This window comes from Leptolyngbya sp. DQ-M1 (assembly GCF_039962505.1).
Taxonomy (GTDB): domain Bacteria; phylum Cyanobacteriota; class Cyanobacteriia; order Leptolyngbyales; family Leptolyngbyaceae; genus Leptolyngbya.
The window spans coordinates 1-15,948 of sequence record NZ_JAMPLJ010000008.1; the positions used below are offsets into that span (position 1 = coordinate 1).

Annotated in this window: 11 protein-coding genes, 1 tRNA gene and 1 pseudogene; 6 read left to right on the plus strand and 7 right to left on the minus strand. The window is 48.6% G+C overall.

Annotated elements, in window-relative coordinates; all coding sequences use genetic code 11:
- A pseudogene (locus NC981_RS20725) lies at nucleotides 1-112 on the minus strand (photosystem II q(b) protein); the annotation flags it as partial.
- 349 nt (nucleotides 113-461) lie between these two features.
- Between NC981_RS20725 and cofG the strand changes: the two are divergent.
- Nucleotides 462-1,433 carry a 7,8-didemethyl-8-hydroxy-5-deazariboflavin synthase subunit CofG gene (gene cofG, locus NC981_RS20730; RefSeq protein ID WP_348244661.1) on the plus strand — a complete coding sequence of 324 codons (972 nt, stop codon included), beginning with the start codon at nucleotides 462-464 and terminating at the stop codon, nucleotides 1,431-1,433.
- On the opposite strand, the gene NC981_RS20735 is transcribed toward cofG, so the two are convergent.
- The 4 genes from NC981_RS20735 to tig form a co-directional block, all read right to left on the minus strand.
- Entirely contained in the window at nucleotides 1,385-2,242 is an 858-nt protein-coding gene (locus tag NC981_RS20735; RefSeq protein WP_348244662.1) for an alpha/beta hydrolase, read from the minus strand. The two genes, cofG and NC981_RS20735, sit on opposite strands and share 49 nt — an antisense overlap.
- A gap of 66 nt (nucleotides 2,243-2,308) precedes the next feature.
- Nucleotides 2,309-3,646: an ATP-dependent protease ATP-binding subunit ClpX gene (gene clpX, locus NC981_RS20740; protein ID WP_348244663.1), complete on the minus strand. Its 1,338-nt coding sequence runs from the start codon at nucleotides 3,644-3,646 to the stop codon at nucleotides 2,309-2,311.
- Nucleotides 3,647-3,655: 9 nt separating this feature from the next.
- Entirely contained in the window at nucleotides 3,656-4,351 is a 696-nt protein-coding gene (gene clpP / locus NC981_RS20745; protein WP_190377383.1) for an ATP-dependent Clp endopeptidase proteolytic subunit ClpP, read from the minus strand.
- Between the two features lie 95 nt (nucleotides 4,352-4,446).
- Nucleotides 4,447-5,850: a trigger factor gene (tig, locus tag NC981_RS20750; protein ID WP_348244664.1), complete on the minus strand. Its 1,404-nt coding sequence runs from the start codon at nucleotides 5,848-5,850 to the stop codon at nucleotides 4,447-4,449.
- 305 nt (nucleotides 5,851-6,155) lie between these two features.
- Between tig and NC981_RS20755 the strand changes: the two genes are divergently transcribed.
- The 4 genes from NC981_RS20755 to NC981_RS20770 all read left to right on the plus strand — a co-directional run bounded on the left by NC981_RS20755 (nucleotide 6,156) and on the right by NC981_RS20770 (nucleotide 10,146).
- Nucleotides 6,156-7,196, plus strand: a complete 1,041-nt coding sequence (locus tag NC981_RS20755) for an aspartate-semialdehyde dehydrogenase (protein ID WP_348244665.1) — start codon at nucleotides 6,156-6,158, stop codon at nucleotides 7,194-7,196.
- A 25-nt stretch (nucleotides 7,197-7,221) separates the two neighbouring features.
- The gene (gene dapA / locus NC981_RS20760) at nucleotides 7,222-8,118 is read left to right on the plus strand and encodes a 4-hydroxy-tetrahydrodipicolinate synthase (protein ID WP_348244666.1); all 897 of its coding nucleotides are present in this window, start codon (nucleotides 7,222-7,224) and stop codon (nucleotides 8,116-8,118) included.
- 100 nt (nucleotides 8,119-8,218) lie between these two features.
- Nucleotides 8,219-9,979: a ribonuclease J gene (locus NC981_RS20765; protein WP_348244667.1), complete on the plus strand. Its 1,761-nt coding sequence runs from the start codon at nucleotides 8,219-8,221 to the stop codon at nucleotides 9,977-9,979.
- Nucleotides 9,980-10,073: 94 nt separating this feature from the next.
- A tRNA-Arg gene (locus NC981_RS20770) sits at nucleotides 10,074-10,146 on the plus strand.
- A gap of 177 nt (nucleotides 10,147-10,323) precedes the next feature.
- Here NC981_RS20770 and NC981_RS20775 read toward each other — a convergent pair.
- Nucleotides 10,324-10,488, minus strand: coding sequence for a hypothetical protein (locus NC981_RS20775; RefSeq protein ID WP_348244668.1), 165 nt, complete (start codon nucleotides 10,486-10,488; stop codon nucleotides 10,324-10,326).
- Nucleotides 10,489-10,616: 128 nt separating this feature from the next.
- Here NC981_RS20775 and NC981_RS20780 point away from each other — a divergent pair, with 128 nt between their 5' ends.
- A complete protein-coding gene (locus tag NC981_RS20780; RefSeq protein ID WP_348244669.1) occupies nucleotides 10,617-11,198 on the plus strand; it encodes a Uma2 family endonuclease in 582 nt (193 codons plus the stop codon).
- Nucleotides 11,199-11,255: 57 nt separating this feature from the next.
- Here NC981_RS20780 and gltB read toward each other — a convergent pair whose 3' ends face one another.
- Nucleotides 11,256-15,890: a glutamate synthase large subunit gene (gene gltB / locus NC981_RS20785; protein WP_348244670.1), complete on the minus strand. Its 4,635-nt coding sequence runs from the start codon at nucleotides 15,888-15,890 to the stop codon at nucleotides 11,256-11,258.
- Nucleotides 15,891-15,948: the final 58 nt, after the last annotated feature.

Here is a 15,948-nt window from a genome sequence, read left to right on the forward strand (position 1 = left end):
TCATCAACACGCCGAACCAGCCTACGTACAGGCGGTTGTCGGTCGAGGTCACCCAGTTGCAGAACTGCGCCCACAGGTTGGCGCTTTCGCGTCTCTGTAAGGTCGTTGTCATGATTTTGTATGAGTGCTAATTGGTTTACTCAAAGATTAGATTGACGAATCAATCTATGAATCTAGATTAAGAGATTTATTTCGTTTTGTAAAGAGGAGAATTAAGTTTTCGCTCACCTCATGTAACAATTTCTTCATTCCCTGAGAATCAGCGATTTCGTGTTTGCGGGTCTTGTCTCCAGAAACGAGAACAAGTGCGGATTCTTAGAAGTGCCAGCGCTGATCTCGTATTCATCTTTAAGAAGCGCTTATCAGTTCTAAAGTGGCAGATGAACGAGTAAACGCCAGAAGGATAGCCAGCGAACAGCAGATCTGTTATCCCAGATAGAGAATCTAATCTTTGTGTAGGAATGCGATCGATTACTTACAGTCCGGCTTATACAATTGTTCCAACCTATGAATGCTTTAATCGCTGTACGTATTGCAACTTTCGGGCGGAACCAGGGCAAGATGAGTGGTTAAGCCTATCTCAAGCAGAAAAAACTTTAGAGCGCCTTCAGTCTCAAAACGTTATTGAAATCCTGATTCTGAGTGGCGAGGTTCATCCTCAGCACCCGGTTCGGTCTGCCTGGTTTGATCGAATCTTTGCGCTTTGTGAGCTAGCGCTCTCGATGGGGTTTTTACCTCATACAAATGCGGGAATTCTCACCTTTGATGAGATGTCCAGGCTAAGAACAGTGAATGTGTCAATGGGGTTGATGCTGGAGCAAATGACACCAACCTTATTGGAAACAGTTCATCGGCATGCACCCAGTAAAGTTCCAGCCTTACGATCGCAGCAATTAGCCTGGGCAGGAGAACTAAAGGTTCCTTTTACAACAGGATTGCTGCTAGGACTTGGGGAAAACGAGCGCGATCGTATTGACACGCTAGAGGAGATTGCTCGAATTCACGATCGCTTTGGTCATATTCAGGAAGTCATCTTGCAGCCTTACAGCCCCGGTCAGAAAGAAAGCCTTTCTCAGACAGCTTTTCAGCCAGGGCAATTAATCGAATTAATCAAGATTGCGCGTAAGATTCTGGCAGAATCGATCGCAATCCAGATCCCCCCAAATCTTATTCAACACGATCTCCTTGCTTGTCTAGAGGCAGGTGCAGAAGATTTAGGCGGAATTAGCCCACACGATGAAGTGAATCCAGATTATCCCCATCCAGAAGCGGCAGACTTAGCGGTATTACTTGAATCACATGGATTCAATCTAGTCCAACGATTGCCAATCTACGCACAGTACGATCGCTGGCTTCCTGAACGATTGCAAACTGCTGTTCAACGCTACAGAACTGCTGGACTTGCAACACCTAAAAAGTCTGTCACGTACTGAAGATATGTTTTGGGGTCTTCAAGCATCGGAAAATGAGCCGTATTGGGAATTGTAATGTGCTGAACTTGATCGCTCAATGCCGCCGCTTTTTCTCCCATTCCAGCAGGAATAATCTTGTCGTGCTCACCCGAAATTAGCAACGTCGGAACCAAAATTCGAGCGAATTCAGCAGGCATTGTCATCGCTGCTTCTTCGCTTACAGCAGAAAACATTGTTCCGAGTGCTGCCGCTTCATCTGCTAACAAGAAGTCAGCCAGAAAAGCGCGGCTCATGTCGCGTGGCACCGATTGATGCAGAAATCGCTGCATAAATAAACGATCGGTAAACGGTAAGCTATACAGCCACGGTAGGCGGAATTTCACCACATATCCACCGAACTTATGGAAGGCTTTGAATGCTCTTTCCTGATATTCAAAAATACCGCTACAAGTAAGAACCGCACGATCGACCAATTCTGCGTAGCGATTCAGGAATAGAACCGCGATCGAAGAGCCGGTTGAATGAGCGTTGAGACAAACTTTTTGAAGCCTTAGGGCGACAAGCAGCCCTGCTAAATCTCTCACATAATCATCTAGGTGATAGGTCGATTCGGGCGCGGCATCCATTCTCGATCGCCCAAAACCACGCATATCGTACAACAGACAATCGAAATGGTGCGAGAGCGATCGGGCTGTACTTTCCCAATATTTTGCAGACCCACCCCAACCATGAATAAAAACTAAAACAGGCTTACCGCTCGGTTGATTGTCTTCCGATTCAGTAAGCCATTCGTAATAATGATTAAAGCCATTGACTAAAATGTAAGCCATGCTGAGCAGATTGAAACGTTTCTAACGTTTAGGGTATCATCCCGTTTTTAATCTGCCACTCAAGCTTTATGCTGATTCCGGTTTTGGAATTGAGGAAGGATGTAGGAGCAGTTCAGCCGTCGATCGCTTCTCAACCATTTCGCGAGTGATTGTACAACGAGTCACATCTTTACGTGAGGGCAACTCATACATAATATCGAGCATCATTTCTTCGACAATGCTGCGAAGGGCACGCGCTCCGGTTTTACGACGATACGCTTCTTGTGCGATCGCTCTCACTGCATCAGACTTAAATTCAAGCTGCACGTTGTCCATTTTCAACAGTTTCTGGAACTGCTTGACCAGTGCATTCTTTGGCTCAGTTAAGATTTCAGCCAGCGCGTCTTCATCGAGCGGATCAACCACTGCCATGACTGGAATTCGTCCAATGAATTCAGGAATTAAACCAAATTTTACGAGATCATCGGGTTCTAAATGTTGTAGGACATCTGCAGTACGCTTCTCTTTGGATTGTTCGCCGGATTGAACGAAGCCCATTGCCCGTTTACCCATGCGCTGCTCAACTGCTTTATCGAGTCCCACAAACGCACCGCCGCAGATAAATAGAATATTGCTGGTGTCAATTTGAATGCAGTCTTGGTAGGGGTGCTTTCGCCCACCCTGGGGAGGCACATTTGCGATCGTACCTTCTAACATCTTCAGGAGAGCTTGTTGAACGCCTTCACCCGAAACATCACGAGTAATTGAGGGGTTCTCGCTCTTCCGAGCAATCTTATCGATCTCATCGATATAGATAATTCCGCGCTGCGCCTCTTCCACATCAAGATCGGCAACTTGGAGTAACCGAAGAAGAATGTTTTCGACATCTTCGCCCACATAACCTGCTTCGGTTAACGTGGTTGCGTCTGCCACAGCAAACGGGACATCAAGAATTTCAGCAAGAGTCTGAGCCAGAAGCGTTTTACCGCATCCAGTCGGCCCAATCAGAAGGATGTTTGACTTCTGAAGCTCGACCGTATCATCCGGAGAGGATTTGCCGTTGCTCTTTGCTTGAAGGAAGCTCAAGCGTTTGTAGTGATTGTAAACCGCAACCGAGAGAACTTTCTTTGCCTCGTCTTGACCAATTACATGCTCATCCAAATATTTCTTAATCTCACGCGGTTTAGGCAACTGATTTAGAGAAATATTGGCAGAGCGCGATCGACGTTTCTCCGGGGCTTGCTCTCGGCGCGGAACGGGTTGCGGGGCAGCGCTGGAGTCAAACAACTCCTCATCCAAAATCTCGTTGCACAAATCCACACACTCATCGCAGATATACACACCAGGGCCTGCGATCAGTTTGCGGACTTGTTCTTGAGACTTGCCACAAAAAGAACATTTCAGATGGGAGTCGTACTTTGACATAGCTGCCTCTTATCTTGCTGCGGCGACAGGTTCGTTAGCTTTGGGAAGATTCTGCCGAGTAATCACTTGGTCGATCAAGCCATAAGCTTTGGCTTCTTCGGCAGACATAAAGAAATCACGCTCTGTGTCTGCTTCGATGCGATCGAGCGGCTGTCCGGTGTGTTGAGCGAGTAGCTCATTCAGCTTGCGCTTATGATAAAGGATTTCTTTCGCTTGGATCTCGATGTCCACCGCTTGCCCTTGGGCACCTCCTAAAGGCTGGTGAATCATAATTCGAGAACTCGGCAAAGACATCCGCTTTCCAGGAGTTCCACCAGAAAGAAGGAACGCTCCCATACTAGCAGCCAGTCCAAAACAAATCGTGACCACATCACAGCTAACTTGCTGCATCGTGTCATAGATCGCCATTCCGGCTGTGACCGAGCCCCCCGGAGAATTGATATAGATTTGGATGTCTTTTTCAGGGTCTTCGGCTTCGAGGAAGAGCAGTTGCGCGACTAGAGAATCGGCAACCGTGTCATCGATCGCGCTACCAAGAAAGATAATGCGTTCGCGCAAGAGACGCGAGTAGATATCGAACGCCCGTTCGCCGCGTCCAGACTGCTCAACCACCATCGGAACGACGTTAGTTGGAGCAGCCTGAGACACGACATCAAGCGTACTGAGGTTTTGAATAATGTAGTCGTGAGATTGGGAGTTATACATGAGGCATACGGCTACGTTCCACAAGTCTAATTCTAGCCAACAAACGCTAAGTTATCCGGCAGACATCCGAATGCTTAAAGATTCGACGGTTATCCTTACTCTACGACTTCGACCTCAACCGCTTCAGCTTCGCTGTCATCATCGAGTTCGTCTACTTCTGGCTCCTCTTTTTTAAGCGTGCCTTCGGGAACGAGTTCGATCGTCGAATTGGTCGTCAACCAATCCATAATTTTCTCTTTCAGCAAGTCTTCTTCAACCGCACTCTTGAGGCGATCTACGTCGATGTCGCGTCCTTCAAATTCGCTCAGCAGTTCTTGAACCTTGTTGTTGAGTTCGTCTGCTTCGACTTTGAGCGATTCTTTCTTGGCGACTTCGCCCAAGGCGAGCGTGCGCTTAATTCGCTCGATCGCATCGGGTCGGGAGCGCTCTTTCAGCATCGGAATCGTGTCTTTGTTCAACAAGCGCTTGATATCGATGCCTTGTTGCTGAAGCTGCATGGCGGTTTGCGTCACCATGTATTCCACTTCACGCTCGATCATGGTTTCGGGCAGATCGGCTTCAACTTGATTCAGCAATTCGTTGAGAACAGCTTCTTCTTTGTTAGCTTTGGTTTGCTGCTCGGCTTCTTCGGTGAAACGCTTTTCTAGAGATTCGCGCATTTCAGCGATCGTCTCAAACTCATCGCCGCTTGCTTCTTTAGCGAATTCATCATCGACTTCGGGAAGTTCTTTTTCCTTCAGCTCTTTGAGCGTAATCTCGAATGTTGCAGGTCGTCCAGCAAGCTGCTCTTGGGGATAATCTTCCGGAAAAGTTACCGAAATTTCCTTAGTCTCACCAGCATTCATGCCGATAATTCCATCCACGAAGCCTGCAATAAAGCGACCCTCTTCGAGTTCAAGCTGAAAATCAGCAGCCTCGCCGCCCGGAACCTCAATTTCTTCTTCACCATCAGCAGGTGTGAAGCGACCCTTAAAGTCGATCACACTCACGTCTCCCCGCTGAGCGGGGCGATCTTCAATCGGAACCAGCGTCGCCATCTGAGTCCGGTAGTTTTCGATCACCGAATTGACTCGTTCTGGATCAGGCTTGACTTCTTCTGCTTGCAGCGTGAAATCTCTATACTGCTTTAGCGTCACTTCCGGAGAGACATCTACCGCTGCCGAGAAGGTCAGCGCTTGACCGGGTGTGTATTGAGCAATTAATTCATCAAACGACGATCGCAGTTGGAAATTTCCTAGCGCCTCGACATTTTCCTGCTTAATCGCTTCTTTTAGCCCGGTATCGACCAGTTCTTCGATCACAGCCGCTTTGATTCGATTCATTCCGAAGCGTTGAATCAAGACTTGGCGTGGTACTTTGCCTTTACGGAACCCCGGAACATTCAACGATCGCGTAAAGTCCTGCAACACACGATCGTAGGTTTTCTGAGACATCTCTGGCGTAATTTCAATTTCCAGCCCGATTTGACTGGCGGGAAGCTTTTCCTGGGTAACTTTCATCGGCGTAAGTGACAAAGAATGCGAATTTCTATCAAGCAGTAAGCTATACTAACCGATTCTAGTCGCGCTTGCGCGATTCATTAGAGGGAATCTTAAGGATTGAGCCAATAAAATTGATCCGCAATTCTGCGATAATTTGGGGAATACTGGCAGTCGGAAAAGCATTCCAGCCACTTGAATTCGTGCCCAAAGCACGTTAGTCTCTGAAGAACAGATCGAACATCTTTATTATTTTTGCTAAGTCTCGCGTCAATCAACTCTTATTGAAGCTTTTCTAATTTGCAGCCCGTTTGGAGGAATTTATTTTGGGTCAATCCTATCGAGTAGCGATTTTAGGGGCGACAGGAGCGGTCGGAACTGAACTATTAGAACTGTTGGATCAGCGTGATTTTCCTGTTTCTGAATTGAAGCTGCTAGCTTCTCCACGATCGGCAGGTTCAACGCTGACATTTCAGGGGGAGAGTTTGGCGATCGAAGCCGTGAATGAGGCTTCGTTTAACAATGTTGATATTGTTCTTGCTTCGGCAGGCGGATCAATCTCGAAGCAATGGGTTAAAGATATCGTTGCGGCTGGGGCTGTGATGATCGATAACTCCAGCGCCTTTCGGATGGATGCAGATGTGCCGCTTGTTGTACCAGAAGTGAATCCAGAGGCAGCAGCACACCATCGGGGCGTAATTGCCAACCCGAACTGTACGACGATTCTGATGTCGGTTGCAGTCTATCCATTGCATCAAGTCCTGCCGATTAAGCGGATCGTGGCAGCAACTTACCAATCCGCGAGTGGTGCGGGTGCGCGGGCAATGGAAGAAGTAAAGCACCAATCGATCGATATTTTGCAAGGCAAAAACCCGAAAGCTGAAATTCTGCCGTACCCTCTAGCGTTTAACTTGTTTCCGCACAACTCGAAGCTGGATGAATCCGGGTACTGCGAAGAAGAGTTGAAAATGGTAAACGAGACTCGCAAAATTTTCGGAGTGCCGGATCTGAGAATTACTGCAACTTGTGTACGGGTTCCCGTTCTACGGGCACACTCAGAAGCGATTAACCTAGAGTTTGACTCTCCTTTCAGCGTGGAAAAAGCGAGAGAACTGTTACGACAAGCCCCAGGAGTCAAGCTTGTCGAAGACTGGAACGCAAACTATTTCCCGATGCCGATCGATGCTAGCGGCAAGGATGAGGTTTTAGTTGGACGCATTCGCCAAGATATTTCTAACCCGAATGGTTTAGAACTCTGGTTATGCGGGGATCAAATTCGCAAGGGTGCAGCCTTGAACGCGATTCAAATTGCAGAACTTCTAATCGAAAAGAACTTGCTTAAACCAGCTTTAGCAACAAATCGATAGTGACTTAAAGGAGTTTAAATAGAGTGTGGTAAATTTTGGAACTGTTTTGACTGCCATGATCACGCCATTTACAGCGGATGGAGCAGTCGATTATGCTGTCACTGAAAAGTTAGCGGCTCATTTAATTGAGACGGGTACAGATACGATCGTCGTTTGTGGTACGACTGGAGAATCGCCAACGCTTTCTTGGGATGAAGAATTTGAACTCTTTCAAGTTGTGAAGCGTGCCGTTTCCGGTCGAGCAAAGGTAATGGCGGGAACCGGATCGAACTCGACTTCAGAAGCGATCGCGGCCACGAAAAAAGCCGCTAGAATAGGATTAGACGGCTCATTACAGGTTGTGCCTTATTACAATAAGCCGCCGCAAGCGGGACTTTATCATCACTTTAGAGCGATCGCAGAATCTTCGGATTTGCCGCTGATGCTGTATAACGTTCCAGGTCGTACCAGCCAGAATCTCCAGGCTGAAACCGTCGCTCAACTCTCAGAAATTCCGAATATTGTTGCAATTAAGGAAGCGAGTGGCAATCTAGATCAAGTCAGTCAGATTCGGCGGATGACCCCATCTGAATTTGCGATTTATTCTGGAGATGATTCTTTGACTTTGCCGATGTTAGCGATCGGTGCGAAAGGAGTTGTCAGCGTTGCGAGCCATCTCGTCGGAACGCGACTACAGCAGATGATCCAAGCATTCGAGAAGGGTCAAGTTCAGAAAGCGACCCAAATTCACCTAGAGCTACTTCCATTGTTTAAAGCTTTATTCGTTACGACGAATCCGATTCCAGTCAAAGCCGCATTAAGTTTGCAAGGATGGCAAGTTGGCGCACTCCGCCCACCCCTTTGCTCTCCAGATGAAGAGGTGAAGCTTCAAGTCAAGCAAGTCATGGCGGAACTGAACTTGCTGCAAACGGCACATGCCTAGAGTTTCTGCACAACCGAATATTTCAGTGATCACAGGATGAGCATTTTGCTGCCTGCTGAATCTCTCAATCAATTTTCTCTTAACCCTAGAAAGGACACTGATGACTCAAAACAACTCGTCAAACGCGCTCAAAATCATTCCGCTCGGCGGACTGCACGAGATTGGTAAGAATACTTGCGTTTTTGAATACGGCGATGAAATTGTACTGCTCGATGCAGGACTCGCCTTTCCTACAGACGGAATGCATGGCGTAAATATCGTGCTGCCCGATATGACTTACCTGCGTGAGAACCGCGAAAAGATCAAAGGCATGATTATCACGCACGGACACGAAGATCATATCGGCGGTATTCCCTTTCACCTTAAACAGCTAGACATTCCAGTGATGTACGGCCCGCGTTTAGCGCTGGCACTGCTCGAAGGCAAGCTTGAAGAAGCGGGAGTCACCGATCGCACTGAGCTGAGAACGGTTCGCCCGCGCGATATCGTTCGCATCGGGACGCATTTCTTCGTCGAATTCATTCGCAACACGCACTCGATCGCCGATAGTTTCACGGTTGCGATTCACACTCCGGTTGGCGTTGTGATTCACACAGGCGACTTTAAGTTTGACCATACTCCGGTCGATGGTGAAAAGTTCGACCTTCAGCGTTTAGCCGAATACGGTGAAAAAGGCGTTCATTGCTTGATCAGCGATTCGACTAACTCTGAGATTCCAGGCTTTACGCCATCAGAACGATCGGTGTTTCCGAATCTCGATCGCGTCTTTACGCAAGCCAAAGGACGACTGCTAATTACGACCTTCGCTTCATCAGTTCACCGGATCAACATGATTCTGGAATTGGCAGAAAAGCATGGTCGAGCAGTTTCGGTTTTGGGTCGATCGATGCTGAACGTAATCGCCCACGCTCGCACTCTTGGCTACGTTAAATGTCGCGACGACATTCTTCAACCCCTGCACGTTACTCAGAAGATGCCGGATAAGGATGTCTTGATTCTGACAACCGGATCGCAAGGTGAACCAATGTCAGCAATGACGCGGATTGCGAACGGCGAACATCGTCAAGTGAAGATTCGAGAAGGTGATACGGTTGTATTCTCTGCTAACCCGATTCCTGGAAATACGATCGCGGTTGTGAATACGATCGATAAACTAATGATGAACGGCGCAAAAGTCGTTTACGGCAAGGATCAAGGCATTCACGTTTCCGGCCACGGCTGCCAAGAAGATCAGAAATTGATGTTAGCGCTGACTCGTCCGAAGTTCTTCCTACCTGTTCACGGCGAGCATCGGATGCTGATTAAGCACTCTCAAACGGCTCAAAGCACTGGCGTTCCGGCTGAGAACATGGTGATTATCGATAACGGTGATGTCGTTGAACTGACCAAGGATTCGATCAGCAAGGCTGGTAAAGTCAAGGCAGGAATTGAACTGGTTGATACGTCGCGATCGGGCATGGTGGACGATCGGGTTCTGAAAGAGCGTCAGCAGTTAGCAGGTGATGGAGTTGTCACGGTGGCAGCGACGATCACGAACGAAGGTCGATTATTTGCAAAGCCGGATGTGCATCTGCGCGGCGTCGTGACTTCGATGAATCCGGAACAGTTGCGAGGCAGAATTCAAGAAGCGATCGAGGCGGTGTTAAACGATCGTTGGAATGAGTTCTACAGCACGTTCGATGGTCGAGTCGAAATCGATTGGACGGGCTTACAAGTTCAGATTGAGCGCGAAATTCATCGCTTGCTGCGGCGTGAGCTTCAAAGCAATCCGCTGCTGGTGTTCTTGATGCAGAATCCTGAACCTGCTGCAGTGAAAGCAACTCCGACGCGCCAACGCGCTACAGCAAAGGTCGCTTCTTAGGATTTTGAGGGTTTGCCGTTGCGATCGTCACAGATTGCAACGGCAAGAATAGTGCGATCGGCGCGATTCTTGCTATACTCACAGAGTAACGAGTGGGCATGTAGCTCAGGGGATAGAGCACCAGATTCCGGTTCTGGGTGTCGCAGGTTCGATTCCTGCCATGCTCGTTGAAGTTAATTTGCTCAATAATCAATTCAGCTAAAGGCTATTTTCTGATTTTGTGAGATTTAGAAAATACGTCCGGCGAGCCTTCCTGTTCATTGTCAAAAACTAGTATCCATGGGGGATATTGGAGAAAGATTCTTCTATTACGCAGAATGCCAAAAAGCTCCTAGAAGCAAGTTTTAGAATTTGTCAAAACTCTCATCATTCAACGATTCGAGGCGTTCTAGGTTCTCGACTTCTGCGCTTTGAAGGCTCGATCGCGCCCGTTGATGTAGGAAGCGATCGAGCAAGACAGCGAACAGATTGATATGAATAAGTAGTAGATATTTGTCAGATACAAGCATTATTCTTGCCCTGTACGATTGCGAAAAAAAAACGAGTCTTTCAGTCAAGAGGTTCGACAACGCGAACGGTCGATCGTCTTCTCAACTAAAATCAAGCAAGACCTTGAACATCTTGAGGTGAGGCGGACATGGTTGCTCAAGCCGAGAAAAAGCACTACAGCGCTCAAGAGTATTTAGAGATAGAGCTTGTCTCCGAAGCCCGGAGCGAGTACCGCAGCGGGGAGATTGTCTTAATGACTGGTGGCACACCAAATCACAACGACATTGCCGGAAACCTCTATGTTTTACTCAAGACTGCTCTAAAGGGGAAAAATTATCGGACGTTTTACACCGATCAGCGTCTGTGGGTTCCAGGCGTTAGCCTTTACACTTATCCCGATGTCATGGTTGTACCGAAACCGATCGAGCTTCAAGTCGGGCGAACCGATACCGTGATCAATCCTTGTTTTATTGCTGAGGTCTTATCGAAATCGACTCAGAACTACGACCGGGGTGAAAAATTCGTTGCTTATCGGACAATGCTTAATTTTCAAGAATATCTATTGATCGACCAGTACCGAATTCATGTCGAGCATCATGTAAAGACGGCTGCGAATCAATGGCTATTTTCGGAATTTGATGATCCAGCAGTAACTTTAATGCTCAGAACAATTGGGATTGAAATTCAAATTGCAGAACTTTACGAAGGTATTGATTTTAGTGAGACATAAAAGAGGGGCGATCACATTGTTTGTGCGATCGCCCCTCTTTTCTCAAACCAAATTGACCTAAACCGAAGCTGCAACCCTTTCTACATCAGGATTCGCTTCAGGCGTATCCTTCTCCGACGGCGGAACCACTTGCCAGAACTTCGGTAAGAACTCCGACCAGTTTTCCAGAATCGCCTTCGCTTTCGGACTACCCGTATGCTCAACGTGCGCCTCAAGTAGTTCTTTAAGCTGCCGTTCGCCAGCAGGTGCGGCAATTCGCTGAGTTTTAACGATCTCAGGATTCACTTTCGCTTGGAAGCTACCATCCTCATCCAAGAAGTAAGCCAATCCGCCTGTCATCCCTGCACCTACGTTACGACCTGCACGACCGAGAACGACAACAACGCCACCCGTCATGTATTCGCAGCAGTGGTCGCCAACGCCTTCGACAACCGCTTCAGCCATCGAATTTCGGACAGCAAACCGCTCTCCAGCTTGCCCATTGGCAAACAGTCGTCCACCTGTTGCGCCATAGAGACAAGTGTTACCAATAATCACGTTTTGAGACGGATCATAGGTTGCCTCAGGTGAAGGCTTGATCGCGATCGTTCCTCCATGCATTCCTTTACCCACGTAATCGTTCGCTTCACCGACTAAGTTCAGCGTCATACAAGGGAGATTGAACGCTCCGAAGCTCTGACCGACACTTCCGGTAAAGTTCAAAGTAATTTGACCACTGAAACCGGAGTTACCGTACTGTTTCGCGATCGCACCCGCAATCCGAGTTCCAACTGTCCGATCAGTGTTGATGACATCAACTGCTTTCGTAACGTCGCCTTGATTTTGAATCGCCGCTTGAATATCAGCAGCACTCAGGATTTGATCATCTAGAACAGCACCATTGCTATGAACAGTTTCATGATTGAGCCAAGTGCGATCGCTGCGAGTGTCCGGTAGCTGAGTCAAACAATCGAGATTCAGCATTTGAGTTTTGGTCAGGCTGACACCCTCGCGCATCTTCAGAAGATCCGCACGTCCAATAATCTCATTCAGGGATTTGTACCCTAGACGAGCTAAGAGCGATCGGACTTCTTCCGCCACGAACAGAAAGAAATTAACCACGTGCTCTGGTGTACCAGGGAAACGCTTACGAAGTTCTTCTTTCTGGCTTGCCACTCCGACCGGGCAATTGTTCGTGTGGCAGATTCGCGCCATGATGCAGCCTTCTGCAATCATCGCGATCGAGCCAAATCCGAACTCTTCACCACCCATCAGTGCTGCCATGACGATATCCCATCCAGCTTTGATGCCGCCATCAACTCGCAGAATCACGCGATCGCGCAGTTGGTTCTGCATCAAAACGCGATGAACTTCGGTTAATCCTAGTTCCCAGGGACTACCCGCGTGCTTGATTGAGCTTAACGGTGAAGCACCTGTACCGCCATCGTGACCAGAAATCTGGATAATATCTGCGTTTGCTTTGGCGACTCCTGCCGCGATCGTGCCGATTCCAACTTCTGCCACTAATTTGACTGAGACTTGAGCCACAGGATTGATTTGGTGCAGGTCGAAGATCAGTTGAGCCAAATCTTCGATCGAGTAAATGTCATGGTGCGGCGGCGGAGAAATTAGGGTGACTCCGGGCTTCGATCGACGCAGTAACGCAATGTAAGGACTTACCTTCGGCCCCGGCAATTGTCCGCCTTCACCGGGCTTCGCACCCTGAGCCATCTTGATTTCGATTTGCTTTGCGCTCATCAAATACTCAGGCGTAACACCAAAGCGACCAGACGCAACCTGCTTGATTGCGGAGTTAGCAGTATCGCCGGCTTTTAGTCCTTTGAGGTGCGGCAAGAGCGGGGATGTGCCGTCTTCAACTTCATTCAGCACTTTATACCGAACCGGATCTTCTCCACCTTCGCCAGAGTTCGATCGACCCCCCAAGCGGTTCATCGCGATCGCCAAGACTTCATGCGCTTCTCGCGACAATGCACCGAGCGACATTCCACCTGTACAGAAGCGTTTCACAATTTCGGTTGCGGGTTCGACTTCATTGATCGAAATGGATTCGCGATCGCTCTTGAAGTCAAGCAAATCACGCAAAGCAGTGATCGGACGATTTGCCAAATGCTGTTGGTACAGATCGTAGTGATCAAAACTGTTCGTTCTGACCGCTTGATGCAGATGTTTAGCCAGTTCCGGGCTGTTCATGTGATACTCACCACCCGGACGATATTGCACGAAGCCGAAGTTCTCTAGCTTTTTCGTGGTCAACTCTGGGAAAGCGCGACTGTGGAACGACAGAATTTCTTGAGCCAGTTCTGCGATCGTTAGTCCACCCAATCGCGAGGCTGTACCGAAGAAGCCTAAATTCAACAGATCGCCACCAATGCCGATCGCTTCAAAGATCTGTGCAGCTTGATAGCTCGACAGCAAGGAAATGCCCATCTTCGAGAGGATTTTGAGCAAACCGTCTTCGATCGCTTTGCGATAGTTCGCTTGCACTTGAGTTAAGCTTGCAGCTTTGATCTTGCCGCGCTCCATCAAGCCTTGAGTTTTGGAATCTGACCACCATTGGCGCACGGTTTCCAATGCCAGGTAGGGGCAAACAGCACTCGCGCCGTAACCAATCAAGCAAGCAAAGTGATGCGTACTCCAAGCCTGAGCGGTATCGACGATCAGCGATGCTTTCATCCGCAAACCTTGACGGATCAAATGATGGTGAACCGCTCCCACTGCCAACATGGGTGGGATGTAGCTTTGGTCTGCGCTTAATCGGGTGATATTGCCAGATTGACCCAAGCGATCGCTCAACACCAAAATCTTTTTACCCGATCGCACCGCTTCCGCCGCTTGTTCACACAGTTGCTTGACCGCAGCTTTCAGCCCTTCGGGGCCTGCGGCAATTTCAAACAAAGTTGAAAGATTTGCGGTCTCTAAGCCCGATCGACGAACTTGATCAAGCTCCGGTTCACTCAGAACTGGCGATTCTAGAACAAATAGATTTGCACCTTCAGGCTTCGTCTCAAGGAGATTACCGCGTTCTCCAAGCTGCATCGTCAAGGACATGACGAGTTTTTCGCGCAGCGGGTCGATCGGCGGATTTGTTACCTGAGCAAAGCGCTGCTTAAAGTAGTCGTACAGCAGGTGAGGACGCGCAGACAGCACCGCTAACGGAATATCATCACCCATACAGAAAGTCGGCTCTTTGCCTTGTGCCGCCATGTCTTGAATGACCATTTCGACATCTTCTAAGGTGTAGCCAAAAGCGGTCTGATGAGTCAGAAGCGCTTGCGGTTCCATTTGCGCTGCTTCTAGAAACTCCTGAGATTGCAGCGTTTTCCGGTTCTTTAACCATTCTCCGTAGGGGCGGAGATTTGCCACGCGCTGCTTGATATCCCAGTTCTTTAGCACTTCATGAGATTCAAGATCAAATGCAATCACTTGACCAGGGCCTAACCGCCCTTTCTCAATCACTTCAGATTCTGGAATCTCAACTACACCTGCCTCAGATGCCACAACCAGATACCCATCGCGAGTAATCGTATAGCGAGCGGGTCTTAAACCGTTGCGATCGAGCGTCGCCCCCACGATTTTCCCATCGCAGAACGCTAATAGTGCAGGGCCATCCCAAGCTTCCTGAATGCCACTGTGATACTCGTAGAAATCCACAATTTCAGGATGCTCGTTCAATTCCGGCTGATTTTTATACGCCTCTGGAACCATCATCATCAGCGCTTCAACCGGGCTACGTCCAGAACGAACGAGCAGTTCCATCACGTTGTCTAAATTAGCGGAATCACTATTATTGGAGTTCACAGTCGGTTTCAGCGCACCCACGCGATCGCCCCAAAATTCGTGCGCTAAATCGGCTTCTCGCGCCCGCATCCAGTTGACGTTACCAAGCAGCGTATTAATTTCACCGTTATGCCCCAGTAAGCGCATCGGCTGCGCCAGAGGCCACTTCGGCATCGTATTCGTACTGAAACGACGGTGATACAGCGCAAATGCACTCTTATAGCTAGGGTTTTGTAGATCCTGATAAAACTCACCTAAAACCGCCGATCGCACCATACCTTTGTAAACGATCGTGCGCGTCGAAAACGAGCAGACGTAGAGTTCATCAAATCCTGGCTGTGCCTTCTCAGCTAGAATGCGGTGAATCTGCTTACGAGTCAGATAAAGTTTGCGCTCTAGCTCTTCTCCGCTCAAGGTGTCAGATTTCACTAACAATTGCTCGATCTGGGGCTGATTTTCCCGCGCTTGAATTCCGAGAATTTCGGGTTTAACCGGAACCACCCGCCAGCCTAGTAGGGTTAATCCTTCCTCAGCAATAATCTTCTCAGCGATTCCTTTGACCACAACCGCGATCGCACCATCTTGCGGCAAAAACACCATCCCCACACCGACTTGATTGGGTTGAAGGGTGAGCCTATGCTCTCTTGCCCATTGATTTAGAATTTCCCAGGGAATCGCAGCCATCAAGCCTGCACCGTCACCGGAGTCTTGATCAGCGCTACACCCGCCCCGATGCTCCAAGCAAGCTAAGGCATTCAGTGCTTTTGCCATCAGATCGTGGCTATCCCGACCTTTTTGATCTGCAATAAAGCCGACACCGCAAGCATCGCGTTCTTCAACTAGCCAACGCTGACCTGCATATCCATTAGCGATCGATGGGTTTTGACACTCTGACGGAACACTAGCTTGACTCATGGAAGGATTCATTCGATTCATTTCAAGGGGGTTAGGGTTGAGCGGAGACAAACTGGGC